Here is a 26,482-nt window from a genome sequence, read left to right as displayed (position 1 = left end):
TATTAGGCAGCATGGCTTCATGCTCAAACAAACTGTGCCCTGCATACGGTTCATACCCAAAAAGCGGGCGTTAACAGTTAAATGTCATTTTTTATCAATTGCGCCAAACCGGAACATGCTTTGCGTTGTTTTGCGTTTAATAGGCATTCATTCCTATAAATATTTTATGAACTGGACATCGCTGGAATCGGCTGAGCAAATTAATGCTATAAAACATCAGGAAGGGTATAGTGTGATTTTTAAACATAGCACCCGTTGCTCCATCAGTATGATGGTTAAAAAACGTTTCGAACTGGATTGGGACAAGCTCCCCGGTAATTTACCCCTCTATTTTCTCGATCTGATAAAGCACCGCGACTTATCGAACCAAATAGCATCCGATTTTATCGTTCACCACGAATCGCCCCAGATGCTGGTGATAAAAGACGGCGAATGCGTGCTTGATCTGTCGCATGGGGAAGTTTCGGTTGAGGAGGCGTTGTCGGTGATAAACTAGCAGAGGAATCATATTTTTGAGCGAATACTCCAATAGACTTCAGTCTCCGGCGTACAGTAAAAGCCTTCAAACGGATATAACTCTAATATCTTTTCGATTGTTTGTCTATCGGAACAGAGAAAAGTGAAATGACTATCCCAATGAGTAGTAACTAGAACCTCGTTCATTGTTGTGTACCAGCTTTCGTGTCCTGACGAAAGTTCTATTTTATCATTAATTATATCATCAATAAACTCAATTTTTCGCTCGAACCCAAATTCGTCGCCAATATAAATCCACTCGTGTCCAAGAGCTGTTAAAGCTGCCATCATATCATCAATGAGTAACCAACTAAAACAACCTTCAACTGGCTCTGTTAAATTATTTTTTTTGATGCTTTCCTTTAAAATTCGGAGGTCTTCTTCATTAGAATAAACTTTGTTTAAACCTAAAATCAGGTTTCTCAATGCAATATCTAATCGATTAATATCAGGTAAGCCCGATAGCGTTAACAATTCAGCCCAAGATATTTTCTGTGTGGCATTCACATATTCTCCTTTTGATGTAGGGTGTTTCTCCAACTTCTTGTCATCACGCAATTTTGTTTTGCTAAATGGATGCAGGATTATGTAAACGCTATCATAGTAATCCTTGTAGTGGTCTAATATTGCTCCTTCACGTGGCGGGATGATATTAGGTGCTATTTTTGCAATCGACTTGGATCTTTCTGCCATTTGTTGTCTATATTATAATATCTAATAAATGTAAAAACTAATCTCTAATCTCCGGCCTCTAATCTCTAATCACAACTTTTTCCATACTTTTGTATCCATGATCGAATTGCCGGTAGTTGCTGCTGTTAGCCAAACCCAACGTAAGCCTGATTGGCTTAGGGTTAAGCTTCCTATTGGAAAAGAATATGCCCATGTGCGTGGATTAGTTGATGAGCACAAACTGCACACCATTTGCGAAAGCGGTAATTGCCCAAATATGGGCGAGTGCTGGGGTGCCGGCACTGCTACCTTTATGATACTGGGCAATATTTGTACCCGTTCATGTTCGTTTTGTGCCGTTGCCACTGGCCGGCCACTGGCTGTTGATACCGACGAGCCTAACCGTGTAGCCAATTCGGTTAAATTAATGCAGGTTAAGCATTGTGTAATTACTTCTGTCGACCGCGATGATTTAAAGGATGGGGGTTCCATTATTTGGGCCGAAACCATTAACGCTATACGCAGGGAAAGCCCCGGGACAACGCTGGAGACTTTGCTGCCCGATTTCAGGGGCATCTGGGATAATCTTGAACGTGTGCTTGAAACCCGCCCCGAAGTGGTATCACATAACCTTGAAACCGTTAGGCGCTTAACACGCGAAGTACGCATACAAGCAAAGTACGACCGCAGCCTGGAATGTTTAAAACATATTTCGCAGGCTGGTTTACGCACCAAATCGGGCATTATGCTGGGGCTTGGTGAAACCGAGGATGACGTATTGGAAGCGATGGATGATTTGCTGACGGCCGGCGTGCAGATACTTACCCTGGGGCAATATCTACAACCAACACGCAACCATCACCCTGTAATTGACTGGATACATCCCGACCAGTTCGACCGGTTGAAACAATTTGGGCTTGATAAGGGTTTTAGGTATGTAGAAAGCGGACCGCTGGTTCGTTCGTCATATCATGCAGAAAAACATCTGTTTGAAATCTAAAAATTCTTATTAACTTCAGCCCAATTGAGCAGGAAACGAAAAATATCGCTATCGGAAGAAGAATTAGTGCTTGCGCTAAGGAACCGGGAAAAGATTGCAATAGAAGCGCTTTACGACATGTATTCCTCCTCGTTGTATGGTATCATATCGCGCATAATAATTGATACCCCAACAGCAGAAGATGTATTGCAGGAAACGTTCGTAAAAATCTGGAATTCGTTTGCGAGTTACAGTACTGAAAAAGGCCGCCTGTTTACCTGGATGGTTAATATTGCCCGCAATTTGGCGATAGATAAAATACGGTCGAAAGATTTTAAGAACCAAAACAAAAACCAGGAGCTTGAAAATAACGTAACTTTCATAGACGAACAAAGAAACACAGTTTACAACCCTGAGCTACTGGGCATTAAAGAATTGGTGGAAACACTAAAGCCCGAGCAAAAGTCGATTCTCGACCTTGTTTACTTTAAAGGATACACACATGTGGAAGCCGCCGATGAACTTGGCGTGCCACTTGGTACCATTAAAACAAGGCTTAGAATGGCCATAATACAGCTCAGAAAACATTTTAATTGAACAGGCGGAAAGTGGAAGATATTAAAGCATATATAGAATCGGGCATTTTGGAACTTTATGTTTTGGGTGATATTACCCACGACGAAAAGTTGCAGGTGGAGGCTATGGCTGCAAAACATCCGGCAATAAAATCCGAGTTGGATGAAATTGAGCGGTCGATGGAACAATATGCAGAACATAATGCGGTTGAGCCAAACGAACAATTACGGGGAAGAATATTAAACAGCTTACTTACCAACCTCGGCGACGACAGCACGTTTAATAAGGCCGAAGACTTTAGAGATAATGTAGCAACGCTACCAGTAGCACAACCAACAAATTTTTACAAATACGCATTTGCGGCATGTCTTGCTTTATTAATAGCAAGCGGTGTAGCATTAATGAACCTATATAATAAACTGCAGCAGTCAAACACCCAATTAGCGGTGCTGCAGGCCGATAAGCAACATTTCGCCAACAGGGTAAATTTTGTTGAGAACGAGCTTGGCGTACTGCGCGATACTACCTTTAGGTTTTTGATATTAAAAGCGACCCCTAAGGCCCCTGCGGGTGCTTCTATTACGATTGCCTGGAGCAAAGAAAGGCACAAGGTGATGGTGGATATGGCCAATGTAAAAATGCCTGTGAACGACAAAGAGCACCAATACCAGCTATGGGCGCTTGTTGGCGGCAAGCCTGTCGACCTGGGCGTATTTGATGCTAACCCAGATTCGACAGATATGAAGGAGATGAAAACCATTGCGGCGGTAAAAACCGATGCTTTTGCAGTGACCCTCGAACCACGCGGCGGCAGCATAAACCCCACCATGGACCAAATGATGGTGCTCGGGAAGTTTTAGGGCTAGTTGATTGAGTTTATTAAGTTTGATTTAGTTAATTGGGAATACCTGTTTAGCTATATTCGCTCCGATAGTCGATAACTTAATCAACCCAATCCAACTTAATCAACTATTCAACTTTTTTTTATTTTCCTAAAACAACTTTAAAACCAGCTTGTTACTAAGCTAATTTTATATTGTTAAGATAACAAGAATTAATTTTTAGTTGTTTTTGTAACTAAACAAATTGGTAAAACGTCTTATAGGTATAAAATTGGAGCTTGACTTTGTATTAGTATAGTCAAAGAACGGGTTCACAATTGCCCCATTGAGTATTTTGTTCTTTATAAGATCAGTTAATAGTTAGGAACGGTTGTACGATACTTACAACCGTTTTTTTATGCCATTAACTTTGCCATGGTAGCAGGCAGGCGCGCTGCCAGTTGTGCAGGCATAACCACATTTAACCTGTTTGGCCGCGAAAGCTCGTCACCGGCTTTGCCGTGTATATAAGCACCTATAATACAGGCTTCTTCCGGGGTGTATTTTTGAGCTAACAAAGAAGTAATTATCCCTGTAAGTACATCGCCCATACCACCTGTAGCCATCGCCGGGTTGCTGCTGGTGTTAAAATACACCCCTCCCTGCGGGGTTATGGTTATGGTATAATCGTTTTTCAATAATATATATATTTTCTGCTCCCGGGCTTTTTCTAAACCGGTTTGTATGCGGGACCACCAGTTGCTGTGCTCTCCAAAAAGTCTGTCGAATTCCTTCATATGCGGAGTCAGGATACTGTTTTCGGGTAATTCTGCCCAGAGTTCTTTGTGTGCTGCCAACAAGTTAAGCGCATCGGCGTCAACGACAATTGGTTTTTCGTAATTGGCTAATACATCAGTAAGCAACCCCATCGCATCATCCTGTTTACCCAAGCCCGGGCCAATCCCTATCGAATTGAATTTATCCCATTCAATAGCCGGCACTTCGGCGCCGCAGCGTATCACAGCCATTAATTCGGGCATGTAAGTATTCAAAGCGGTTAGTCCGCTTTTTGGAACGCACGCTGTGGTTAACCCGGCCCCGGCATAGGAACAAGCAGCTGCACTTAATAATGCTGCGCCCATGGTTTCTTCTTTGCCGGCTATAATTAAAGCATGCCCGTAGGTGCCTTTATTACTAAAACGATGGCGGAGCTTCAATAATCCCCGTATGTCTTTATCTTCAACCGCCTGGTAAGGTGAGTTTAATAATCGAACAAACTTTTCATCAATACCGATATTAACCGCTTCCCAGCATTCAATATACGGCGCCGAATCGGGTAACAGGAAATTGATTTTTGGCTGTTGAAAGGTAATTACTAGGTCGGCCCTTAACACAATAGCATCGGCAGGCATTTCCCCTTCCGAAAAAAAACCAGTAGGTACATCCACCGAAACTACGGTTGAATTTAAACTATTGATATAATTAACCAGCCTTTTATAATCACCTTCAAGGGGTTTATTTAAGCCGGTGCCAAGCAAGGCATCAATAATAATTGGGCTATTTGCGTCGGGTAAACTTTCGCCTGGCTTTATTTCCTTTAAGGGGATACCGGTTTGTTGCAGTCTTTTAAAGTTCGTATTAAAATCATCCGCTGCTTTATCTGAAAACCGGGCGATTACGACGTTGATGTTTTTATATTGATGCTCGCTAAGCATGCGCGCTATGGCCAATCCGTCGCCGCCATTGTTGCCGGTACCGCAATAAACAGCGATGGCCTTCTTCTTTTCCTGGAAATGATTACAAAACCAGCCCACAAATGCTTTTGAGGCGCGTTCCATCAAATCAACCGAGCTTATCGGCTCGTTGGCTATAGTATAAGCATCAGCTTCGCGAATTTGGGATGAGATCAACAATGGTAACATATATGTTAAAGTTACGATTGTTTGGTTTTGTTTGGAGGGAATAACTTCGTTAAATAATAAACCCGGGCTTTTTAAGGTTAACAAATGTAATTTTGATTTTGTAAATTTGACTATGAGCATTTTGGTAAATACACACAACGACGTAGAGGAAAGGCTCCTAATAGCTTTTCTAAATAGCCATCGGCTTGATTACAAATCTGGAACTGCGGGAAAAGATGATATAGAAGCTTTCATTGATCAATATAATCAAGAACTTTCCGAGGCGGAATCTAAAATTGATTCAGGAGATTATTTAAGCCAAGAAGAGGTAGAAAATTTGTTTGCCACTAGAAGAAAAAAGCTTGAATGATAATAAAATGGAATAAAACTGCGGTAAAACAACTGATAGAGGCAATTGAATTTATTGAAGAACACGAATTTTATTCATATGCAATTGAACTGGAAAGAAGCATTTTGTCAAGAGTTCACAGCCTGCCAAACAATTACAAGATTTACCCCTTAGATAAATATAAAAAGCAAAATGACGGCAGCTATCGTGCATTTGAAACAGACAGTTATCGGGTATCATATCGCGTTCAAAAAAATGAGATAAAGATTCTTAGGGTAAGGCACACAAGCAGGCGGCCAAAAAAACACTAAATATTACCGCGTATCCGACACGGTCGATAATTCCGTGACTAACCGATCGATCGCGGCCTGTTCAGTCTTTTCCAAGCACTGTGTGGCACTTAAATAACTTAATGCAGATATCAATTTATCCATATCGTTTTCCGTACCCAAATTGCTGTTGTATGCAGGCAGCACCAGGCCAAGCGGCTTTAAATTTCTGTTTGCGCACCATTTATCAATCAGTTCATCTAAAGCACTATTGCTAAATTTGGTTGTGCCGGTACGCTGCAATCCGCCGGCAATTCCCATACGTATCATATCGCTATATTTCCCGGGAGGCAAAGACGAACTACAATCGGCGGCCAGTGCATAGTTCTCGTTTGCAGATTTCATATCGTCCAGGTTTTCGTATGATTTACCAATATTTAAGTAAAGCGACGAATAATGTGAGCCCATCTCCTCACCTTTAATTTTATTAGCACGATTTAATGCTTCCAAATTCCATTTCAAAACGTCGTTGGGATCTTGTTGATTACGGGCGAGGTAATGAGCTGCGGTAAACGCTTCGAAATCATCGGTGGCTATATCCCATGCCTGCTGAAAAAGACTATGGGCATCTTCAATTTTGCCCTCTGCCTCGGCTTGCATGCCTTCGGCGCATAGCTTTACCACTTTATTGTTTGGGTCGAACTGCATTTGTTTAGTTTTTTATTTGACGAGCGTAAAACTAAGCCCCTGCAATTTGCAAAACATTGATCTATATCAAATAATACTATTTGGATTTTAAACGGCTCAAAGTTTCCTGGGTAATATCCAGGTAAGAGGCCAATATTTTATTCGACAGGCGCTTTATGTAACCGGGATGCTCCTTCATCAAAATAGCATAACGCTCACCGGCGGAAAGGGTAACCAACTCTTCAATTTTTTTATTTTGATAAATGTAGGCAAACTCCAGGAGTTTAAGATAAAACTGGTTCCATTCAGGGATGCTCGCTGCGAGTTTATAAAAGTCGGCCTGGGTTATGTACAGTAGTTCGCAATCTTCAAGTGCATCAACAAATTCAAAAGACGGTTGCCGGGAAATAAATGAAGTTAATGCAGTTGCAACCATGCCTTCGAAAGCAATAAACCGTGTCTTTTCGTGCCCTTGTGCTGTGATATAATAGGTGCGAATACAGCCTTTGTTTACAAAGTAAAGTTTGTTGCAGGTTTCGCCGGATGACAGGAGCAAGGCATTTTTCTTTACAACTATTGGTTTAAAACAGCTAATAATTTCATCAACCTGTTCGTTAGAAACACGAATATTTAAGTTGATGTATCGCTTTAATTGTAAATACATATACCCGTTAAGACAAGCGCATTCTTTTTACTTTACCCCCATCTCCTTTTTCAAAAACTGCCCGGTGAAGCTTTCTTTAACCTTGCATAACCCTTCGGGTGTGCCGCTGAACAGTATTTTACCGCCGCCTGTGCCACCTTCGGGGCCAAGGTCAATCACATGGTCAACTACCTTTATTACATCAAGATTGTGTTCAATCACCAATACGGTGTTGCCTTTATCAACGAGTTGCTGCAAAACGCCCAACAGCACGTTAATATCTTCAAAGTGCAGGCCCGTAGTAGGCTCATCCAAAATATAGAAAGTGTTACCGGTATCTTTTTTAGACAGTTCAGAAGCCAATTTCACCCGCTGCGCCTCACCACCGGATAACGTGGTGGATGCCTGCCCAAGCGTAATATAACCAAGCCCCACATCAAACAATGTTTTAACCTTGCGATAAATAGCCGGGATATGCTCAAAAAAGGGTGTGGCATCTTCAATGCTCATATCCAGCACATCGCTAATGGATTTGCCGCGGTAGCGCACCTCCAGCGTTTCGCGGTTATACCTTCTGCCGCCGCACTCTTCGCAGGGCACTTGTACATCTGGCAAAAAGTTCATTTCTATAACCTTTTGACCGGCACCCTGGCAGGTTTCGCAACGGCCACCTTTCACATTGAATGAAAACCGGCCGGGTTTATAACCCCGTATGCGCGCCTCAGGCAATTGCACATAAAGGTTGCGGATATCAGAAAATACGCCCGTATAAGTTGCAGGGTTTGAACGCGGCGTACGGCCGATAGGCGTTTGGTCAATCTCTATAACCTTATCTATGTGCTCCAAACCCTCAATACTTTCATACGGTAGCGGGTGCTTTTTAGCCCTGAAAAAATGATGATTTAAAACGGGATACAACGTCTCTGTTATCAGGCTGGATTTGCCGCTGCCTGATACGCCGGTTATTCCGATTAATTTACCCAATGGAAAATCAACCGATACTTTTTTCAGATTATGGCCGGTAGCTTTTTTCAGGCTAAGCGTTTTGCCATTGCCTTCACGCCTCGTTTTTGGAATGGCAATTTCGCGCTCGCCGTTGATGTATGATGTGGTGAGGGTATGCGCCTTCATTAACTCTTCGGGCGTGCCTTGCGCCACTATCTCGCCACCGTGTACGCCGGCTGCCGGGCCCATGTCAATCACGTGGTCGGCATGCAGTATCATATCTTTATCGTGTTCAACAACCAATACGGTATTGCCCAGGTCGCGAAGGTTTTTCAGGGCGTTAATTAAGCGCTCGTTATCACGCTGGTGCAGGCCGATACTTGGTTCATCCAAAATGTACATTACGTTCATCAACTGCGAGCCAATCTGCGTAGCCAGCCTGATGCGTTGCGCCTCGCCGCCTGAAAGAGTCTTGGCAGTTCTGTCTAACGTTAAATAGTTCAGGCCCACATCCAGCAAAAACACTATCCTGGCCCTTATCTCTTTCAATATTTCTTTGGCGATGACGTTCTGGCGTTCAGTTAACCTGTCTTCGAGGTTAGCAAACCACTCCTGCAGGTTACGGATATCCATACAGGCCAGCTCGAAAATATTCTTACCATCAACTTTAAAGTGCAGCGATTCCTTTTTCAGCCTCGCACCGTCGCAGGTTGGGCAGGTTCTGAGCACGCGATAGTTTTCCATATCGTCCATACCTTCCTCGCCCCTGCGCTCCTGTTGCTCTTCCAGCATCCGGATAATACCGTCAAACGCCACCTGGTAGCTCTGTACGTTCCATTTATTATACTCAACCGCCACGGTTATCATTTCGTTGCTGCCATTCAGGATAATATTCAGGTGGTCGCGCGAAAGTTTTTCGATCGGAGTTGACAGCGCAAATTCATATTTTTTGGCAAGTGCTTTCAACACCTGGAAAATCCAGGTTTCGCGGTACTCGCCAATAGGTGCCAAACCACCGTTTAAGATGCTTAACTTAGGATTCGGGATAACAGAAGCTTCATCGACCTCAAAAATATACCCCAGGCCATTACATTTTTCGCAGGCGCCATACGGTGAGTTAAAAGAGAAAGTATTGGGTTGCGGCTCATCATATGATATGCCCGATATCGGGTCCATCAAATACTTGCTGTAATAGGCTACATTATTATCCTTATCGCCAATACGGATAATGCCTTTTGCAATTTTTAAAGCTGCCTGTATAGATGTATATAATCGTTTAGTGTCGTTTTCACTTATCACCAACCTGTCCACCACAATATCGATGTCATGTATTTTATACCTGTCCAACTGCATTTTGGGTTCAACATCCGCCATGGCGCCATCAATCCAAACTTTAAGGTAGCCCTGCTTGCGTATCTGTTCAAACAACTCGCGGTAATGACCTTTCCTGGCTTTTACAACAGGTGCAAGGATATTAACGGGCTGTCCATCAAATTTTTCGGTAATAGTTTTCAATATCTGGTCTTCCGACATACGCTCCATCTTCTCACCGCTCACGTACGAGTAGGCCTCGCCGGTACGTGCAAAGAGCAACCGCATAAAATCGTAGATCTCGGTAATGGTGCCCACGGTCGACCGCGGGTTTTTGCTGGTTGTTTTTTGCTCAATGGCTATCACCGGGCTAAGTCCCGACACCTTGTCCACATCCGGTCGCTCCATACCGCCCATAAACTGGCGTGAGTAAGCCGAAAATGTCTCCATATAACGACGTTGCCCCTCGGCATAAATGGTATCAAACGCCAGCGACGATTTACCACTGCCGCTCAACCCGGTTATGACAACCAGCTTGTTGCGCGGGAAAGAAACATCGATATTTTTTAAATTATGTACCCTGGCCCCATACACTTCAACTTCGTTTTGCTCGCCCAGGTCTATAGCTTTGTTTATCATATAATTGGTGAATTAGTGAGTTAGTGAATTAGTGATTAAAAGAACTCAAATTTTTCGATCTAATATTCTCAAATCCCATCATCAAACATTGTAATTTCATGATTCAGTAATAAAGCCATACCGGCAAAATTCACTAAATCACTCATTCACTAAATCACTCATTAAATTGCTACAAATATACGCAAAAAAAGGCCGGTCTCCTTCCTGGAAACCGGCCTCAAAGTGCTCCGTAATATAAATTTACTTTCGGCGGATTAAACTCCGCTTACTGGTTAACTGCCAGCAGTACAAATGTTCCGTGGCTTAAATCTCGTATTGCGTAATAGTCATACCCATATTTTTTAGGATGGGATATGATGGCCTTCATGGCTATAAGATTGTACACATAAACTCCGGTCTCGCGGTTTAAATGCATACGGAAATAATTGTCCTCGTTCTGCTTGTTCATCACCTTAGCCAGCTTTATCTCGCCGTTGTTATAAGCGGCGGCGGCCAGTGTCCAGCTGTTAAACTGTGCATACAATTCTTTAATGTACTTGCAAGCCGCAACGGTGCTTTTGCTAAGGTTTAAGCGTTCATCAACCCCGTGGCCTACTTTTAGGCCATAAGTGCGTGCTGTACCGGGCATAAATTGCCAGATACCCCTTGCACCTTTGGGCGACGTGCTTTCGCAAAAGCCCGACTCCACTAAAGGGATATACTTAAAGTCTTCGGGAATGCCGTAAGCTTTTAAAATAGGTACAACAACAGGGAACCATTTATCGGCTTTGTTTTGTAAGATGTTCGATTGCACACAGGCAAAACTGTGCTTTTTAATCGAACGCAGTAACTTGCGGGTTACGCCAGCATCTCGTACAGGCACGGCTTCATTAGCGAAGCTGTATTCATTAATTGCATCGGTATTTTTGTAAATAAAAGTTGAGATGCGCGGGCTCAATTTTGCCGTTTTTACAACGGTTGGTACGGCTTTTGTACCACAAATATTGAACACGGAAATGATAACCAGCAACACTATTACGGAGCACGTAATTAAGTGTCTCTTAGTCATTTCTTTTTTATCCATAAATTATACATTTGGTAGAATGTGCTGCAAAGGTAAGTTATATAAGTCACATTATCAAACACTTAGCTTTTCAGCGCATTTTTTAAACCTGGTTTTCGGTCCAAAAACTTGGTTTAAAACGTTTAAACGCACTTTTTGTTTGTCATAAAAAAAAATCAAAAATCGCCCAAAAAAGGCTATCTTTGACCCTCACGCTGCGAAAGCGCAAAATTAAAACTATGGCATTTAACAGACCAGGTAATGGCCGCGACGACAAGTCCGGCAGATCATCAAACAGGGCTCCGAAGACTGGCGAAAGACCCAAAAGAGCAACCTCATCTCGAGGAAATTCGGCACAAGGTTCAGATCAACCCAAAAGCACCAGACCATCAAAAAAATATAACAACGAAGCACCGGGCGAGAAAAAATCGTTTTCGCCGCGCGGAAACAGCAGTTATGACAAACCTGCCAGCAGCTTTAGCAGCAGCGACAAAAAAACGTTTACGGGCAAAAGCAGGCCATATAGCGGCAGGCCAACTGATGGTGAATCATCTGGTGAAAAAAGAGCATTCGCGCCAAAAGGCAGACCATACACCGGCAGAACAGCCGACAATGACCCAAGGCCGGCAAAGAATTTTGGCGGAGAACGCACCGGCGATAAAAAACCTTTTTCATCACGCGGCAGCTCAACAGGCGGATTTAATTCCGATGATAAACCAAAAAGAAGTTTCGGCGGTGAAAGAACAGGTGACAAAAAACCTTTCACATCGCGTAGCAAATCATCAACAGGTTCATTTAATGCTGATGATAAACCAAAACGTTCATTTGGTGGTGAAAGAACCGGCGACAAAAAATTTACTGCAGGCCCGTCAGGCGGGCTTGGCTTTAAAAGAAAAAGCGCCGACACACCATACGATGCCGACAGACCACAACGCTCAAAACCAAACTACGATAAAATAACCAAGGATCTTGATGCGCCGGTAAAAACAATGCGCGGCCGCAAAAAAGGCCCTGCTGAAAGTAAAGAAACCGGGCTGATAAGGCTTAACCGTTACATTTCAAATGCAGGGATCTGCTCGCGCCGTAAGGCTGATGAGTTGATTGCTGCAGGCGTGGTATCGGTTAATGGTATTGTTATAAACGAACTTGGCCATAAAGTTGACCCGCAAAAAGACGAGATACGCTATAACGGCGAATTGCTTAAACGCGAAAAAATGGTTTATGTACTTTTAAATAAACCAAAAGACTATATAACTACTACCGAAGACCCGCAGGAACGCCGTACGGTTATGCACCTGGTTGAAAAAGCCAGCAAAGAACGCATTTACCCCGTAGGCCGCCTTGACAGGAATACCACAGGCTTATTACTGATGACTAACGACGGCGACCTTGCAGACAAACTTTCGCATCCCCGCAATAGCATAACCAAACTATACCAAGTTGAACTGAACAAAAGCTTAACCCAGGGCGACCTGAACAAAATTGGTTTTGGCATTGAGCTGGAAGACGGTTTGATAAAGCCTGATTCTGTATCATACGTTGCAGGCGGCTCAAAACGCGAAGTAGGTATACAAATACACAGCGGCAAAAACCGCATTGTACGCCGCTTATTTGAACACTTGGGCTACGAAGTGGTAAAACTTGACCGTGCGGTATACGCTAACCTTACTAAAAAGGACCTACCCCGCGGAAGGTGGCGCTTTTTAGAAGAGAAAGAAGTAATACAATTAAAGCATTTGATTCAATAATCATTGATTGCTCACATAATTACAAACGCTGCTAAATCACAAATTAGCAGCGTTTGCTGTTTAAAAGAACCTGTTTCCACCAAAAGTTATACATATTTACAATATGTGGTTACTATTGAAGAAACTTACGGTAATGAAATCCTGTAAACTCTTCGTCCGTTCATTTGCTATCTTAATTTCGTTTTATGCTGTTAACGCAAAAGCACAGCAACCAGGTGCCGCCGTTGGCGCGCGCATGGATTCACTGATTGAAAAAGCTGTTGGCCTACAGTTGTTTTCGGGCAATGTGCTGGTTGCAAATAATGGCAGCGTTATTTATGTTAAGAGTTTTGGCAAGGCCGACTACGAAAACAATACGCCAAACACCGTTAATACACAATTTCAAATTGGCTCAATAACCAAGGATTTTACCAAGGTGATGATATTGCAGTTGGTTGAGCAAAACAAATTGCGGCTTGCCGATACTTTGGGCGCTTTACTTTCCGGTTTCCCGCCCCGGTTAAATGGAATTACCGTGCAGCAATTGCTCATGCATAAGTCGGGCTTGGGCAGTTATACTGACGGACCACCTTTTGGCGAGGATGCGGATGAAATTGCCCGGATAAAAACCATCGCTGATATTTTGCCCTACATTAAACGTGAACCATTGAGTTTTAAGCCGGGAACAGATGCGCTATATTCAAACTCGGGTTTTGTTTTGCTGGCTGCAATAATTGAAAAAGTAACAGGTAAAAGTTATCACCAGGCGCTGAAAGAGCAAATACTGGATAAGGTCGGCATGGTCCAAACCGGGTTTAACGCTTATGTAAAACCGGAACCTGGTAAAGCAACCGGATATATATCGAACTCACTTGGCCCGCTGCAAACTAATACCGAAATGCATATTATTGGCGGTGGCGATGGCGGGATATATAGCACCACCCATGATATGCTGGCATTTGTAAATTCGATGCTGCATGATAATAAATTGTTGACGGATGACAGTAAGCAAATTGCTTTCACCAATCCGTTTAGCAAAGCCCCCGGCAGCACCTGGGCCGAATTTGCCAAAACCGGCAAAATAGCACTTGCGGGCGGTGCACCCGGGCTAAGCGCATTATGGTCGGCCAATATGGAAACACAAAATGTGGTTATTGTGTTATCCAACTTTGATGAGGGGACAGCAGAAGCTCTTGGGATGCGAATCTCGGCCATTTTAAATAACAAACCGGTTGCTCCGCTACACCTGCCACCGGCAAAATATTTATACCAGGTTATAAGTACTAACGGTGGTAAATATTTCGAAGAAAATTATAAATCTGAGATGCAGAAATCGGCCATGGAGCCGGGCAATGACATGGTTTTACTGGATGTTGGTCAGCAACTTTTGACAAAAAATGAATTCGATAAGGCTATCTCGTTATATAAAGTTTACACGATGCTATTCCCAAAAATAGTAATAGCGTGGAACGACCTGGGAGATGCCTACCTTAAGAACAACAATAAAGCAGATGCGAAAAAATGCTATCAGCAGGCATTAATAATCAGGCCCGGAAATCCAAGGGCAACACGGGCATTGGCTACGTTGTAAAACCTGGCGGATGAAGATCAGCTTCCATTTAAAAAATCAACCAGCTTTTCCATCGCTATTGCACGGTGGCTTATTTTGTTTTTTTCATCCAGGCTCATTTCGGCAAAGGTGACATCATACCCATCGGGCTGAAATATTGGGTCGTACCCAAAACCTTCGGTACCTGATCGTTCGTGGCGGATAGTGCCTTCAATCGCACCTTCAAAAAAATGTTCATAGCCATTCCATATCAATGATATTACCGTACGGAAGCGGGCTTTACGGTCGGTTACATTTTGCAGGCTGGCCAGCACTTTGTTGATATTGGCATCGTGGTTGCCATGCTGGCCTGCATAACGGGCGGAATAAACGCCAGGGTCGCCATTTAGTGCGTCAATTTCAAGGCCGCTGTCATCGCCGAAGCAATCCAGTTTATATTTATTGTAGATGTATTGGCTCTTTATCGAGGCATTTTCGCGGAAGGTTTCCCCGGTTTCGGCGATATCGTCGGTGCAATTGATATCATTAAGGCTCAGCAGTTTTATCTGCCCTTCAATTTTGGCGGCAACTTCTTCCAGTTTATGGGCATTATTGGTGGCAAAAACTAACTGGTGCATATTACAATTGCTTCATTTGTTCCCAAAATGCTTTTTTATGCTCAACGCTGTCCATCATCTCATCAAAGCTGAATGTAAGTAATGCGGTAAGCGTGCCTGATTGTTTGAGTTTGTTTAATTCGAGCGATTCCATCTTTAAAGGCATCGCATGTTTCCCTAGTATGAGCAGTTTTTTAGGAGTAAAGAAACTAGCCAAAACATCAAAATCAGTATCTGTATAATGTACCCGATTAACAATTGCAATGTCATCCCGGGTAAACCCTAAGCGTGTAAGCGTACTTTCCAACGCTGCAAGGTGTTTGTCGTGCATAAAATCGTGCTCCGGGTAGTGGGTAATTACCAGGAAACCTTTTTTATTGCCACCGAGGTATTTAAAGCTGACAGGCTCTGGCAAGGCAACAGGTGCCGCCGGGGCGGGTGTGTATTGAGGCTCCGGTTCCGCCACGGCTGATGGTGTCACTGTTTCCGGGGGTTGGGTATATTGCAGCTTATCAGTATTCAGCAGGTAGATGTCATCCTGCATAATAAAACTGTAAGCCATTGGGTTTTCAACCGTCATTTTTCCGCAATTATGTTAGTCAATTATACCTTTTGTAACAGGCCATAAAGCTAAAAAAAGGTTTTCGTTTTTTGCTTTCAGCTTTTCGCTTAACTTTGCACATTATAACCCACACATCCACATGAGTGTTTCTTTATTGGCCCAAAATCTGCACGGGTCCGAAATCATAAAAATTGCAGGTGAAATAAACGAGCTAAAACGCCAGGGACAAAACATTGCCAATTTAACCATCGGCGATTTTGATTCAAACATCTACCCCATCCCTGCCGAACTAAAGCAAGGCATTGTTGACGCCTATGCCAACAACCAAACCAACTATCCACCGGCCGATGGTGTGCTTGATCTTAGGGAAAGCGTATCCGCCTTTTTAAAAAGCAGGTTTGATTTGGATTATACTGCCAACCAGATTTTGATTTCAGGCGGCTCGAGGCCATTGATATATTCAACCTACCTGGCGCTTATCGACCCGGGTGATAAAGTTGTTTTCCCTGCACCGTCATGGAACAACAACCACTATTGCGATTTAACCAATGCCGAAGCTGTCATCATACCTACCCGGCCCGAAAATAATTTTATGCCTACGGCTGATGAAATAGCGCCGCATTTAAAAGGAGCAGCTATGCTGGCCCTTTGCTCGCCACTAAATCCAACCGGTACCATGTTTACCAAAAAGGACTTGGAAGAGATATGTGATTTGGTGATTGCCGAAAACAAAACCCGCAAGGCCGGCGAAAAACCGTTGTATTTATTGTACGACCAGATATACTCACAACTTACTTTTGGCAAACATGTACACTACAACCCGGTTAGCCTGCGCCCCGAGTTAAAAGATGTGACCATATTTGTCGACGGTGCTTCAAAATGCTTTGCCGCCACAGGTGTGCGTGTAGGCTGGGGCTTTGGCCCGGCAAATGTGATAAACCACATGAAGGCAATTGTAGGCCATATGGGCGCTTGGGCGCCAAAGGCCGAGCAGGTTGCCATGGCTAAATATTTAAGACAAGATGATTTTGTTAAGGGTTACCTTGCCGAATTAAAAGGCAATATACAGGCCAGTTTGAATACCTTATACCAGGGCTTCCAGCAATTAAAGGCCGAAGGATTTAACGTTGACGCCATTGAGCCAATGGGTGCTATTTACCTGACCATAAAAATTGATTACGCAGGCAAAACCACACCGGACGGCACCGTGCTGAAAACGTCGGCAGATACTAATTTTTACCTGATTAAAGAGGCAAAAGTAGCGTTCGTACCGTTTGCTGCATTCGGAACAGATGATAATACCCCATGGTTCCGTGTATCGGTAGGTGCAAGTACCCTGCAAGACGTACAGGAATTACTACCCAGGATAAAAGATGCATTGTCCAAATTGAAGTAAGAAGGAAATAAAAACCCCAAAATATTAAAAACCGCCAACTTATCAGATAAGTTGGCGGTTTTGTTTTGGATGATATTTGTCGAGTATCAAAATAAATTCCACAGGCTAAAACTTATTCGTCGTTTCGAATATTATATTACCTAAAACCTACTATGAAAAGATTATATTTTCCATCCCTCATTGTTTTGCTGCTGTGCTTAAGCAGTTGTTCGGTAATTACAGGCATATTTAAAGCTGGCGCTGTCGTTGGTATTATATCTGTCATCGTTGTAATCGCTTTGATTATCTGGATAGCATCCATGTTTAGGGGCAAGTAGCTTAAACGGCCAATTGCACTGCTCCTGGTCAATCATTAAGCATAGCCCTGGTCAATCACTAAAAAACAAAAAAGTCCCGCATCGCTGCGGGACCCTGGTTTTATAGTTTACTTTAGTTTTAAGATTTTGGATGCGGGGATAAGTCAAATGGAACTACCACCTTGAAACTTACGTTACGGCCCATATTAAAAATACCGGGCTGGACGCCCGCCGGCACGTTCGCATTATCAAAATACTTAAGCCTGCTCATATTACTTTGATAGTTTACATTGCCCAGGTTGGTGCCTTCAATAAATAGCTTCACCCAGGTTTGGCCGGCTGCGTTTACCAGTTCGGTACCTATGCCTGCGTTCAACAGGTTATAACCAGCAGTGTATGTTTCTGTCCCGTAGGCAGCAAAAAAGCGGTTCTGCGCGCTAAAATGATCAAATCCCACAAAGCCATAAACATTTTTAAATCTGCCAAAGCCTTTGCTGAAATTACCTTTCAGTTCAGAATGGGTATGCAGTGGCGGGATGAAAGGCAAATACTTTAAGCTGTCGGCAACCGGGCCGCCTGTACCCAGGTTTTGGCCATAAGTTAAGGCTATCGAGTTTTCAAAGTGCAGCCAGCTAAGCGGGTGTATGTCAAGGCTAATCTCGCCTCCATTTATCCTTGCTTTACTTTGCACGTAGGTAAATGTGTTGTAGCCTTGCGTCAGTACCGGCGATCCGTCGGCATTCAACTCCTGTTGCTGGAAGATGTAATTTTGGATATTGTTATTAAACAACTCCACGCTAAACGATACATTCGGTAGGGTAACAAACATACCGATATCCTCCTGCGTGCTAAATTCCGGCTTAAAGTTGTTGTTACCGATGTGGTAAATCTGCGAACCCGGGTCTGGCCCGTTCGCAGACAACTCGGCGATACTTGGCGCCCTGAAACCGCGCGCAATATTAGCCTTCAGCAGGAAATTGTTCGAAAAATTATAAGCTGCACCAAAGCTTCCATTAAACCCTGAAAACGTTTTGTTCAGGGCCGAAAACTGCGAAATCACCGTTGGCGGAGTAGCAGCGTTTGATGGGTTGAACAATACAGGGTATTTCCCCGCCGTGTCAATGTAAGCCGCTTGTCCGTGGAACGAACGGCTGTCGATCCTCGCGCCGCCAGAAAGGTCGAGCTTGCCAAAGCTCTTTTTCATGATAATGAACGGACCAATATCAAATTGGTGATAGGCCGGTATCGGGAACTCGGTAGCATCGCCAATGGTGTTGTTTTGATACTGGCCATTTACGCCCACAGTAGTTTCATACCCATTATTCAAATTAAAGCTATACTTAAAATCATACGTAAAGGTGCTCAGGTGCAGGTTCAATCCAGCAACATCGGCATCTTCAGGATGGGTGTATTCTCTACGGTGGCTAAACTGGTAACCCAAATTAACCAAAAGGTTGCCATCGCCTACATTGAAATTGCTGTTGTTGTAAATCCTGTAAAGCTGTACATGCTGGTGCAGAACCGGTAATTTGTACGAGTTTAATTCAGATGCAGGCACAATTGTGCGCGATGCATCGTCTTCGGTAATTTGTTTGGTAAACTGGCGGGTTACCGAATCGCGGCTGCCATCCGGGATAGCCTGCTGATCGTCAAACAGCGAGAAGTTAAAATAGGATGTACCCCATTTTTTATTCAGGCCCATCATAAAACGGGCGTCTTTCTCTTTAAAGTTTGTTGCATAAACACGGCCATCGTGCGGGTTTTGGTAGTCCTTGGCCTCTTTGGCAGATAATATCGTACCCCAAACAAACCCGTTATTGTTACCATATAGCCTGAATGAACCATTCAACAGGTTGTTGTTGGTGCCATAAGTTCCCTGTACCGAGCCTAATATTTTACCATTGGCAACCGGCGGCGGAGTAATAAGATTAACAACACCACCTATGGCATCCGAGCCGTAAGATAAGCTGGCCGGCCCCTTAATTACCTCTACACGGTCAATTGAATTCTGATCAACCTCCACACCATGCTCATCACCCCACTGCTGGCCTTCCTGGCGTATGCCGTCTTGCAGCGTAACCACACGGTTATAACCCAGGCCGTGGATAAAAGGTTTCGACACATTCGGGCCAGTAGTAACAGCGCTAACGCCTGGTAAATTGGCTATCATGTCAATAACATTACCAGCTGCCGAACGCTGGTCGAGGAAGGTTTTACCTACAGCGACCATCGGCACCGGGTCGCGTTTTATTTCGGTGGCTTTGCTTACGCCGGTTATCACTACTTCGCCGGTTTCTATCGATGATGCCTGTAGCTGAATATCAAGCGTAGTGGTTTTGGTAAAATCAACCCGTTGGTTAAAAGTAGCATATCCTATGTAGCTAACTTGTACCAGGTAAACTCCTTTAGGTAAATTTTCTAACGAGTAGTGGCCGTTCACATCGGTAATTGAGCCGCGCCTTAAATCGGGAATACTTACCGTGGCGCCTATTATGGTTTTCCCATCGGCCTTATCGGTTACCGTACCGGTAATAGTCCCCAGTTCATCGGTTCTGTGCGTCGTTATCGCGGCCTCGGCCATAATGGTGCTTAACAGCAACATTAACAGCAGGCTTAATATTCTTATCTTAAATTTCATTGTTGTGAGTCTGATGGAATTGAGAAATCTGGTTGTTTGATTGATTGTTAAATCCCGGTAATCCGGGAGTTTTTTAAAATCAAAACAGTCAACGTTAATAACGGAGAAAAGCAGTTTAGCTTTTAGTTTAAGCGAAATAATTAACTGAAGGAGGAGCGCGGCCACCGGCAAGTATGAGCGCGAGGCTTGTAAAGTTATAAACAGGAGATTTATAAAAACAATCGGCAACAACCTGGTGGTCAAAAAACATATTGCTGCCAACAATCATGCTGGTATGGTGCATAGCATCGCACAACTGGCACTTTTCGGAAACGGTTTGCTTGGCTTGCTGCTTAATTGTGATGTAAGTACTGCTTGTTTTTATCAGCTTATGCTGGTGAACATATACCATATACTGACCTGCAACGAAGCAGATCAATAATATCCACGAATGGATAATATGGCTTTTACTATTTTTCACGGTCAGCTGCTACTTTTAGTACTTGCCGCAAAACTAAGTATTAATAATCTTATTTAAGGTAACAATTTTGTATAAATGCAACAAAATTGCTGCGTTAAGAAGATAGTGGCAACGCTCAATTTAAATTGGTTTTAGTTACTGCGTTTTGCAGTAAATGAACCACCGGCTATAGTGTAAAGAACGTGGTCGCCGGTAAAATCATCTTCACTGAATAATTGTCCGGAGAATGTACCTTTAATAGTCGACGATGTTACTTCGGTAATAGTTACCGTACCTATTGGATGTGCCGGCTGGGTAGTAAAAACATCAGAATCATTGATGAAATAAAACAATATTAAACCATCTTTCGGTGCAGTGGTTACCGAATAAGATTGCCCTGCTTTTAGTGTGGCTAAATCATGGGTGATATTTACTTCCATGCTGGCAGCTCCCGGTTTACCGTTAGTAAGGTTGGTGCCGGTAATCAGCGTTTGGTTAACGTCATTAACGCTGGCCGAAACAGCAACGCAAGCATTATAGGTAACGGCAGTGCCATTGGCCTTAAAAGTCATTGTTGTACCAGCGGGCGAATTGTCGGAACTTTTTTTGCAGGAAGTTAGTGCAATAGCCGTAAACAGCACCGCAATAAATAGTCTTGATAATTGTTTCATTAACCTTTAATATGATGAGTAATTTTAGTGTTTGAGAATTAGAAATACCTTTTACGCAAAAGTAAATTTTCACAAACTATTCAATAAATGTGCCACGCACATTTTATTTGAGCTGAAAAACAAATTCACACCGGTATGCCCGAAATCACCAGTCAATATAAAAAGCCATTATTTAAGCATTGTTGCTTTATCGGCAAATTTTGACGCAAATTGAGGTCAGGCATTACTCATGCAGCAACAAAATATTTCGTCTGTAGCTGGCCTTTGAAACATTGTATAAATTGCAACTTGTAATGTACATGCAAAAATTCCCGGGGTTCATAAAAATAAATTCGGGATTGATATAGCAGAAAAATAAAGGTTTCCGTGTCATAATTTTTTCATAATTCGCAAAACAGCCGATTACATCTCATCCCCAAGTTTGAGGTACCCCTTAAAACTCTACCTTTGCCCGCGCAAAACGGAAATAAAGGATGAACGACCAGATAAAAAAACTACAACAGGCAATTGAGCCGTTAAGGCAGCAAATTATTAATCATAAAGTTTATGATTTAATAAATAGTATTGAAGACCTGGGGATTTTTATGGATCATCATATTTATGCCGTGTGGGACTTTATGTCGCTTTTAAAAGCTTTGCAGCAAAATTTAACGTGCACCAGCGTGCCCTGGTTCCCGGTTGGCTCGGCCAATACAAGGTATTTGATCAATGAGATAGTTACCGGCGAAGAATCAGATGTGGATGGCGATGGTAATCGCGCCAGCCACTATGAAATTTACCTCGATGCCATGCAGCAGTGTGGTGCAGGGGCTACTGATTTCCTCAATTTTATTGCGGAATTAGAAAGCAGTGGTGATATGGATGCGGCATTTAATATTGCCGGTACGCCGGATTCAGTACAGAAGTTTGTAGCTAATACTTTTGAAGTAATTAACAGCGACAAATCTTATTTGCAGGCTGCTGTATTCACTTTTGGCCGCGAAGATTTGATCCCTAACATGTTTCACTCCATAGTTAACGACCTTGATAATAAATTCCCGGAAGAGGTTTCAAAATTCAAGTACTACCTCGACCGCCATATTGAAGTTGATGGCGGCCACCACAGTCACCTCGCCCTGGAAATGACAGCCGAACTTTGCGGCAATGATCCGCAGAAATGGGAAGAAATAACCAATGCATCAATAACTGCATTACAAAAAAGAATTGGCTTGTGGGATGGCGTTTTTGATGCCATTGCTGCTACCCGGGTGATGGCCTGACGAAATAAAGATTTTTAACAGGTAAGGTAGTGGGAAACATTTTGCCGGTCTCCGCGTTTGTATCGCATAATAATTAGTTTAGTTTTGAATAAATATTATTAGATGCAGCTGCCTGATCTTAAAAAAATCCATATCAATCCAAAATATCTCCGCATTGGAGCAATTGTACTTGCCTGCTTATTCGTTTTATTGCTAATAGGTGGATTTATTGCTTATTCAAAACGCGAAGCTTTACTTCAAAAGGCCATTGCCAAAGCAAAGGAAAAAGCCCGCACTACCTATAATTTAGACCTGGAGATTGGCTCGGCCCGGTTTACAGGGCTTAGCACCGTTGCATTTTCAGACATTACGATAGTGCCCGACCATCGTGATAGCTTATTAAGTATAAAAGAGTTTACCGTAAGCGTAAAGCTGATGCCGCTTATTTTTGGCAATGTAAAGCTCGCCTATGTAAACCTGCAGCAAGGGCATTTGAATTTAACCGACATCAACCACGTCAGAAATTTCGATTTCCTGTTTAAAAAGAAGCAGGACACAACGGTGAAAACAAAGGTTGATCTGTCAGAACTATCAAACAACCTTATTAACCAGCTACTCTATAAAATCCCGGATAACCTTACGCTTAATAATTTCCTGGTATCACTTAAAACCGACAGCAGCAGTTTTACTGCTTTAGCTCAATCGGCACTGATAAAAAGCGGCCAGCTAACTTCAACCATCAATATTGATAATGGCCGGGCCATCTGGCATTTTGACGGCCGGATGCACCCTTCAGATAAAGACATCGACATAAAGCTTTACGCTGAGGGCAAAAAAGTTGAGATTCCGTATATTGAAAAACGCTTTAAGTTAAAGGTAACCTTTGATACAGCAAGTACCCGGCTGAGCAAGGTAGAACATAGCGGTGGCGAAACCCGCATATACGGCTATTGGGGCGTAACCAATTTATTGATCAATCATCCCGGCCTTTCAAGCAGCGATATTGTGATACCGAATGCCGGCATTGACGCCAATTTGTTTGTTGGCAGCAATTACTTATCGCTCGATAGTTCGTCAACCATTCACCTTAAAAAAATAACGGCGCACCCTTACGCGAAATATACACTTAACCCGGTTAAAATTTATGAGCTCAAGGTAAACAGCGGCTGGCAAAATGCACAGGATATTTTCGACTCTTTCCCCTCGGGTATGTTTGAGTCATTAGAAGGCATACAGGTTACCGGCAAGCTAAATTATAAGCTGAACGTATTTTTAAATGCCGAAAAGCCTGACGATGTTCAGTTTGATTCGCGGCTGGATAAAGACGGTTTCAATATTGTTAAATATGGCAAAACCGATTTGGGTAAGTTAAACAAGGTTTTTACCTATGTACCTTATGAAAACGGCAAACCAATGGCGCCCCGGCTCATAGGCCCCGACAATTCATACTATACCCCGCTGGATGAAATTTCGCCCAACCTGCGTAATGCGGTAATGACGGCAGAAGACCCGTCGTTTTATACCAACCATGGGTTTGTGGAGGAGTCGATCCGCAAATCGCTGGCTACCGATTTTAAGGATAAAAAATTTAAGCGCGGCGGCAGCACCATATCCATGCAGCTGATAAAAAATTCGTTCCTCAGCCGTGAAAAAACGCTTTCCCGAAAAATAGAAGAAATATTGATTGTATGGCTGATAGAAAACAACCGCATCATGACCAAAAACCGGATGCTGGAAGTGTATTTCAATATTATTGAATGGGGCCGCGATGTGTACGGTATTGGTGAGGCATCACGCTATTATTTCGGCAAATCGCCATCGGAACTGACCATCGGCGAAAGCATTTACTTAGCCAGCATTGTGCCCCACCCAAAAACAGGACTATATTCTTTTGAGCCCGACGGTTCCTTACGACCTGGATTGGCGGGCTATTTTAATTTGATAGGCAACCTGATGGCTGGACACGGAAGGGCACAGCGCGATAGCAGCAATGAATATGGCTTTAACGAGGTACGACTGAAAGAAAGCATGCGCCGCGAGGTTGCCCCGGTGAGCCAATCAGTTGCCGACAGCCTGATAAAGCAGGATGATGACGAAAAGGCTGTGCCGGTAGTAGTTGTTGAGCCGGAAGTTAAAAAACCGACCTTCTTTCAGCGTTTGTTTGGCAAAAAAGACACTTCGGTAGTGGCTAAAAAAGAAGAAATTAAAAAGGAAGACGTCAAAGCAAAACTTAAAGCGGATATTAAAAAGCTGCGCGACGCCGAGGAACAAAAGGAACTTTTAATTGACACCGCGGGCAAAACCCGCAAAGAAATACGCCAGGAAAAACGCAGGCTTCGGGATGAAGAAAAGCAGGCCGAAAAGGCTTTGAAGGAGTTGGTTAAGGAGTAACCCCCAGCCCCCTAAAGGGGGAGCAGAAAAATCAACCACCAGACGATTTCCTGATAAACAGTTTGGATTTAAGTACGTGCTCTTTTTTGCTGATTGGTTTGCCTTTGTTTTCCAGTTCTTCAAATAGCAGGGTTGCCGCTTTGATACCCATCTCATAAGCCGGCTGGGTTATCGTTGATAGCGGCGGGCCAAGTAAGGGTGCTATACCCAGGCTGGAGAAACTGATAACCTTCAAATCGCGCGGGATATTGATGTTCATGTCATTACACACGTGGTAGGTTGCAAATGCCAAACGTTCAACCGAGCTGAATATACCATCGGGCTTAATTTCTTCCAGCACTTTTTTCAGAATACCGTAGTTTATTTTTTCATCGTTACTGCAATCAATCACCAGTTCATCGTTGAATGGTACGTTATGTTTTTGCAAGGCATCTACATAGCCCTGCATACGCACTTTACCAATTGATATGCTTTTGTTTACCACCAGGTAGGCTATTTTTTTGCAGCCGGTATCAATCAGGTGCTCGGTTGCTGCAAAGCTGCTGTCATAGTCATTGGTGGTAACTTTAGCGGCCTCTATGTCTTCATACACACGGTCGAAAAACACCACCGGGATATTCTTTTGCTCAAGCTTCCGCAGATAGTTGTGGTCGTTGGCCTCGCCGCTTACCGACATGATGATGCCATCAACTTTTCCATTATTCAGGTAGTTTACAAACGATACTTCTTTTTCGAAAACGTCGTCGGTACGGTAAAGCAAAATATAAAAGCCTTTCTTACGCGCTATCTCTTCGATGCCGTTAATGGCCTGCGAAAAGAAATCATTGGTTATTTCGGGGATAATTACCGCAAGCGTGCGGCTTTTTTTGTCGCGCAGGTTGCTGGCGTAGTGGTTGGGCAAAAAGTTGTGTTCTCGGGCAAATGCCAGTATTTTCTCTTTAGTGTCCTTATTAATATCAGGGCTGCCGTTAAATGCTCTCGAAATGGTGGAAGTTGAAATATTTAATTTTTTAGCAAGTATCTTAATATTAATATTATCCATTTTTAGCGCGAATCAGTTTAATAGCTGTCAAATGTAATAAAAGTGATCAATTGTGTTTTAAATCTGCTTTATTATTCTGTAAATATATACACCACAACGTTAAAACCTCAAAACTAAGCAGTTATATTTTATGATTTTGGTAAGTGGCATGGGCTTTGTATTACCTTATATGGCTGCAATATTTAAAGCAGTAAGAATAATGCCGAAGAAAATATTAATAGTAGATGATAATATGCTGATGATTGAGGTAATGACCTACATATTAATAAATAATGGGTATGTAGTTTCTGCAACCAACACCGGCACCGATGTTTTTGAACATATTAAAAATGATCACCCGGACTTAATTATACTCGACGCCATTTTACCCGGCATTAACGGCCGCGAGATTTGCCAGCTCATCAAACTGAATAAAACCACCCGCAACCTGCCGGTCATCATGTGCTCAGGCGACGAATCCATCGATGAATCGTTAAAACAAAAAGGTGCGCCTGACGATGTTTTGCATAAGCCTTTTGATATCAGTTGCTTGATTGAGAAGGTGGAATATCAGCTTGCCGCCTAAG

At 43.1% G+C, this 26,482-nt stretch carries 25 protein-coding genes; 13 read left to right on the top strand and 12 right to left on the bottom strand.

Translation table 11 applies throughout. The annotated features are described in order from the left end of the window. Positions 1–166 precede the first annotated feature (166 nt). Positions 167–496: a bacillithiol system redox-active protein YtxJ gene (ytxJ, locus tag Q0R52_RS10105; protein WP_295794477.1), complete on the top strand. Its 330-nt coding sequence runs from the start codon at positions 167–169 to the stop codon at positions 494–496. A gap of 8 nt (positions 497–504) precedes the next feature. On the opposite strand, the gene Q0R52_RS10100 is transcribed toward ytxJ, so the two are convergent. Then, positions 505–1,209 (bottom strand): DUF2711 family protein, encoded by a 705-nt coding sequence (locus tag Q0R52_RS10100; protein WP_295794476.1) that lies wholly within the window; start codon positions 1,207–1,209, stop codon positions 505–507. 97 nt (positions 1,210–1,306) lie between these two features. Here Q0R52_RS10100 and lipA point away from each other — a divergent pair, with 97 nt between their 5' ends. From lipA to Q0R52_RS10085, 3 genes are read left to right on the top strand one after another with little or no spacing between them, the layout of a single operon-like run. After that, entirely contained in the window at positions 1,307–2,188 is an 882-nt protein-coding gene (lipA, locus tag Q0R52_RS10095; RefSeq protein WP_295794474.1) for a lipoyl synthase, read from the top strand. A 24-nt stretch (positions 2,189–2,212) separates the two neighbouring features. After that, entirely contained in the window at positions 2,213–2,764 is a 552-nt protein-coding gene (locus Q0R52_RS10090) for a sigma-70 family RNA polymerase sigma factor (protein WP_295794471.1), read from the top strand. A gap of 11 nt (positions 2,765–2,775) precedes the next feature. After that, on the top strand, positions 2,776–3,603 hold the full coding sequence (locus tag Q0R52_RS10085; protein WP_295794469.1) for an anti-sigma factor: 828 nt from the start codon (positions 2,776–2,778) through the stop codon (positions 3,601–3,603). 377 nt (positions 3,604–3,980) lie between these two features. Here the strand turns inward: Q0R52_RS10085 and Q0R52_RS10080 are convergent, their stop codons facing one another. Continuing rightward, the gene (locus Q0R52_RS10080) at positions 3,981–5,486 is read right to left on the bottom strand and encodes an NAD(P)H-hydrate dehydratase (RefSeq protein WP_295794467.1); all 1,506 of its coding nucleotides are present in this window, start codon (positions 5,484–5,486) and stop codon (positions 3,981–3,983) included. A 112-nt stretch (positions 5,487–5,598) separates the two neighbouring features. Here Q0R52_RS10080 and Q0R52_RS10075 point away from each other — a divergent pair, with 112 nt between their 5' ends. Both Q0R52_RS10075 and Q0R52_RS29335 read left to right on the top strand, forming a co-directional pair. Then, complete coding sequence (locus tag Q0R52_RS10075) at positions 5,599–5,835, top strand: hypothetical protein (protein ID WP_295794465.1); 237 nt, start codon at positions 5,599–5,601, stop codon at positions 5,833–5,835. Beyond that, complete coding sequence (locus Q0R52_RS29335) at positions 5,832–6,125, top strand: type II toxin-antitoxin system RelE/ParE family toxin (protein WP_366520878.1); 294 nt, start codon at positions 5,832–5,834, stop codon at positions 6,123–6,125. Before Q0R52_RS10075 ends, Q0R52_RS29335 begins: the two co-directional genes overlap by 4 nt. Before the next feature lie 3 nt (positions 6,126–6,128). On the opposite strand, the gene Q0R52_RS10070 is transcribed toward Q0R52_RS29335, so the two are convergent. The 4 genes from Q0R52_RS10070 to Q0R52_RS10055 form a co-directional block, all read right to left on the bottom strand. Next, complete coding sequence (locus tag Q0R52_RS10070; protein WP_295794464.1) at positions 6,129–6,791, bottom strand: hypothetical protein; 663 nt, start codon at positions 6,789–6,791, stop codon at positions 6,129–6,131. A 76-nt stretch (positions 6,792–6,867) separates the two neighbouring features. Further along, positions 6,868–7,434 (bottom strand): Crp/Fnr family transcriptional regulator, encoded by a 567-nt coding sequence (locus Q0R52_RS10065; RefSeq protein ID WP_295794462.1) that lies wholly within the window; start codon positions 7,432–7,434, stop codon positions 6,868–6,870. Positions 7,435–7,461: 27 nt separating this feature from the next. Further along, positions 7,462–10,308 (bottom strand): excinuclease ABC subunit UvrA, encoded by a 2,847-nt coding sequence (gene uvrA / locus Q0R52_RS10060; RefSeq protein ID WP_295794460.1) that lies wholly within the window; start codon positions 10,306–10,308, stop codon positions 7,462–7,464. A 265-nt stretch (positions 10,309–10,573) separates the two neighbouring features. After that, positions 10,574–11,356, bottom strand: a complete 783-nt coding sequence (locus tag Q0R52_RS10055; RefSeq protein WP_295794457.1) for a lytic transglycosylase domain-containing protein — start codon at positions 11,354–11,356, stop codon at positions 10,574–10,576. Between the two features lie 233 nt (positions 11,357–11,589). Here Q0R52_RS10055 and Q0R52_RS10050 point away from each other — a divergent pair, with 233 nt between their 5' ends. Next, positions 11,590–13,098 (top strand): pseudouridine synthase, encoded by a 1,509-nt coding sequence (locus tag Q0R52_RS10050; protein ID WP_295794455.1) that lies wholly within the window; start codon positions 11,590–11,592, stop codon positions 13,096–13,098. A 133-nt stretch (positions 13,099–13,231) separates the two neighbouring features. Further along, complete coding sequence (locus Q0R52_RS10045) at positions 13,232–14,668, top strand: serine hydrolase (protein ID WP_295794453.1); 1,437 nt, start codon at positions 13,232–13,234, stop codon at positions 14,666–14,668. Between the two features lie 17 nt (positions 14,669–14,685). Here Q0R52_RS10045 and Q0R52_RS10040 read toward each other — a convergent pair whose 3' ends face one another. Continuing rightward, positions 14,686–15,264 carry a non-canonical purine NTP diphosphatase gene (locus Q0R52_RS10040; RefSeq protein ID WP_295794451.1) on the bottom strand — a complete coding sequence of 193 codons (579 nt, stop codon included), beginning with the start codon at positions 15,262–15,264 and terminating at the stop codon, positions 14,686–14,688. Position 15,265: 1 nt separating this feature from the next. Further along, positions 15,266–15,823 (bottom strand): hypothetical protein, encoded by a 558-nt coding sequence (locus Q0R52_RS10035; RefSeq protein ID WP_295794448.1) that lies wholly within the window; start codon positions 15,821–15,823, stop codon positions 15,266–15,268. A gap of 121 nt (positions 15,824–15,944) precedes the next feature. Here Q0R52_RS10035 and Q0R52_RS10030 point away from each other — a divergent pair, with 121 nt between their 5' ends. Next, positions 15,945–17,201, top strand: a complete 1,257-nt coding sequence (locus Q0R52_RS10030) for an aminotransferase class I/II-fold pyridoxal phosphate-dependent enzyme (RefSeq protein WP_295794446.1) — start codon at positions 15,945–15,947, stop codon at positions 17,199–17,201. A gap of 152 nt (positions 17,202–17,353) precedes the next feature. After that, on the top strand, positions 17,354–17,518 hold the full coding sequence (locus tag Q0R52_RS10025; RefSeq protein WP_295794445.1) for a hypothetical protein: 165 nt from the start codon (positions 17,354–17,356) through the stop codon (positions 17,516–17,518). A 118-nt stretch (positions 17,519–17,636) separates the two neighbouring features. Here the strand turns inward: Q0R52_RS10025 and Q0R52_RS10020 are convergent, their stop codons facing one another. The 3 genes from Q0R52_RS10020 to Q0R52_RS10010 form a co-directional block, all read right to left on the bottom strand. Next, complete coding sequence (locus tag Q0R52_RS10020; protein WP_295794443.1) at positions 17,637–20,135, bottom strand: TonB-dependent receptor; 2,499 nt, start codon at positions 20,133–20,135, stop codon at positions 17,637–17,639. Positions 20,136–20,262: 127 nt separating this feature from the next. Further along, positions 20,263–20,595: a hypothetical protein gene (locus tag Q0R52_RS10015; RefSeq protein WP_295794442.1), complete on the bottom strand. Its 333-nt coding sequence runs from the start codon at positions 20,593–20,595 to the stop codon at positions 20,263–20,265. A 131-nt stretch (positions 20,596–20,726) separates the two neighbouring features. Then, complete coding sequence (locus Q0R52_RS10010; RefSeq protein ID WP_295794440.1) at positions 20,727–21,245, bottom strand: hypothetical protein; 519 nt, start codon at positions 21,243–21,245, stop codon at positions 20,727–20,729. Between the two features lie 473 nt (positions 21,246–21,718). On the opposite strand from Q0R52_RS10010, the gene Q0R52_RS10005 reads away from it, so the two are divergent. Beyond that, positions 21,719–22,504: a DUF3050 domain-containing protein gene (locus Q0R52_RS10005; RefSeq protein ID WP_295794438.1), complete on the top strand. Its 786-nt coding sequence runs from the start codon at positions 21,719–21,721 to the stop codon at positions 22,502–22,504. A gap of 102 nt (positions 22,505–22,606) precedes the next feature. Further along, positions 22,607–24,874: a transglycosylase domain-containing protein gene (locus tag Q0R52_RS10000; RefSeq protein ID WP_295794437.1), complete on the top strand. Its 2,268-nt coding sequence runs from the start codon at positions 22,607–22,609 to the stop codon at positions 24,872–24,874. Positions 24,875–24,905: 31 nt separating this feature from the next. Here the strand turns inward: Q0R52_RS10000 and Q0R52_RS09995 are convergent, their stop codons facing one another. Then, positions 24,906–25,916 carry a LacI family DNA-binding transcriptional regulator gene (locus Q0R52_RS09995; RefSeq protein ID WP_252792139.1) on the bottom strand — a complete coding sequence of 337 codons (1,011 nt, stop codon included), beginning with the start codon at positions 25,914–25,916 and terminating at the stop codon, positions 24,906–24,908. A 130-nt stretch (positions 25,917–26,046) separates the two neighbouring features. On the opposite strand from Q0R52_RS09995, the gene Q0R52_RS09990 reads away from it, so the two are divergent. Beyond that, positions 26,047–26,481 carry a response regulator gene (locus tag Q0R52_RS09990; RefSeq protein ID WP_295794433.1) on the top strand — a complete coding sequence of 145 codons (435 nt, stop codon included), beginning with the start codon at positions 26,047–26,049 and terminating at the stop codon, positions 26,479–26,481. The last annotated feature ends 1 nt before the right edge of the window (position 26,482 follow it).

It is taken from the genome of Mucilaginibacter sp. (genome assembly GCF_025359345.1).
Taxonomy (GTDB): domain Bacteria; phylum Bacteroidota; class Bacteroidia; order Sphingobacteriales; family Sphingobacteriaceae; genus Mucilaginibacter.
Note: the sequence above shows the minus strand (reverse complement) of the source record. Positions and strands in the feature narration are given on the sequence as shown.

Bases quoted from the DNA above. Each gene is read 5' to 3' on its own strand.
- ytxJ (WP_295794477.1), top strand. From the start codon at position 167: ATGAACTGGACATCGCTGGAATCGGCTGAGCAAATTAATGCTATAAAA.
- Q0R52_RS10100 (WP_295794476.1), bottom strand. From the start codon at position 1,209: ATGGCAGAAAGATCCAAGTCGATTGCAAAAATAGCACCTAATATCATC.
- lipA (WP_295794474.1), top strand. From the start codon at position 1,307: ATGATCGAATTGCCGGTAGTTGCTGCTGTTAGCCAAACCCAACGTAAG.
- Q0R52_RS10080 (WP_295794467.1), bottom strand. From the start codon at position 5,486: ATGTTACCATTGTTGATCTCATCCCAAATTCGCGAAGCTGATGCTTAT.
- Q0R52_RS10075 (WP_295794465.1), top strand. From the start codon at position 5,599: ATGAGCATTTTGGTAAATACACACAACGACGTAGAGGAAAGGCTCCTA.
- Q0R52_RS29335 (WP_366520878.1), top strand. From the start codon at position 5,832: ATGATAATAAAATGGAATAAAACTGCGGTAAAACAACTGATAGAGGCA.
- Q0R52_RS10070 (WP_295794464.1), bottom strand. From the start codon at position 6,791: ATGCAGTTCGACCCAAACAATAAAGTGGTAAAGCTATGCGCCGAAGGC.
- Q0R52_RS10065 (WP_295794462.1), bottom strand. From the start codon at position 7,434: ATGTATTTACAATTAAAGCGATACATCAACTTAAATATTCGTGTTTCT.
- uvrA (WP_295794460.1), bottom strand. From the start codon at position 10,308: ATGATAAACAAAGCTATAGACCTGGGCGAGCAAAACGAAGTTGAAGTG.
- Q0R52_RS10055 (WP_295794457.1), bottom strand. From the start codon at position 11,356: ATGACTAAGAGACACTTAATTACGTGCTCCGTAATAGTGTTGCTGGTT.
- Q0R52_RS10050 (WP_295794455.1), top strand. From the start codon at position 11,590: ATGGCATTTAACAGACCAGGTAATGGCCGCGACGACAAGTCCGGCAGA.
- Q0R52_RS10045 (WP_295794453.1), top strand. From the start codon at position 13,232: ATGAAATCCTGTAAACTCTTCGTCCGTTCATTTGCTATCTTAATTTCG.
- Q0R52_RS10040 (WP_295794451.1), bottom strand. From the start codon at position 15,264: ATGCACCAGTTAGTTTTTGCCACCAATAATGCCCATAAACTGGAAGAA.
- Q0R52_RS10035 (WP_295794448.1), bottom strand. From the start codon at position 15,823: ATGACGGTTGAAAACCCAATGGCTTACAGTTTTATTATGCAGGATGAC.
- Q0R52_RS10030 (WP_295794446.1), top strand. From the start codon at position 15,945: ATGAGTGTTTCTTTATTGGCCCAAAATCTGCACGGGTCCGAAATCATA.
- Q0R52_RS10025 (WP_295794445.1), top strand. From the start codon at position 17,354: ATGAAAAGATTATATTTTCCATCCCTCATTGTTTTGCTGCTGTGCTTA.
- Q0R52_RS10020 (WP_295794443.1), bottom strand. From the start codon at position 20,135: ATGAAATTTAAGATAAGAATATTAAGCCTGCTGTTAATGTTGCTGTTA.
- Q0R52_RS10010 (WP_295794440.1), bottom strand. From the start codon at position 21,245: ATGAAACAATTATCAAGACTATTTATTGCGGTGCTGTTTACGGCTATT.
- Q0R52_RS10005 (WP_295794438.1), top strand. From the start codon at position 21,719: ATGAACGACCAGATAAAAAAACTACAACAGGCAATTGAGCCGTTAAGG.
- Q0R52_RS10000 (WP_295794437.1), top strand. From the start codon at position 22,607: ATGCAGCTGCCTGATCTTAAAAAAATCCATATCAATCCAAAATATCTC.
- Q0R52_RS09995 (WP_252792139.1), bottom strand. From the start codon at position 25,916: ATGGATAATATTAATATTAAGATACTTGCTAAAAAATTAAATATTTCA.
- Q0R52_RS09990 (WP_295794433.1), top strand. From the start codon at position 26,047: ATGATTTTGGTAAGTGGCATGGGCTTTGTATTACCTTATATGGCTGCA.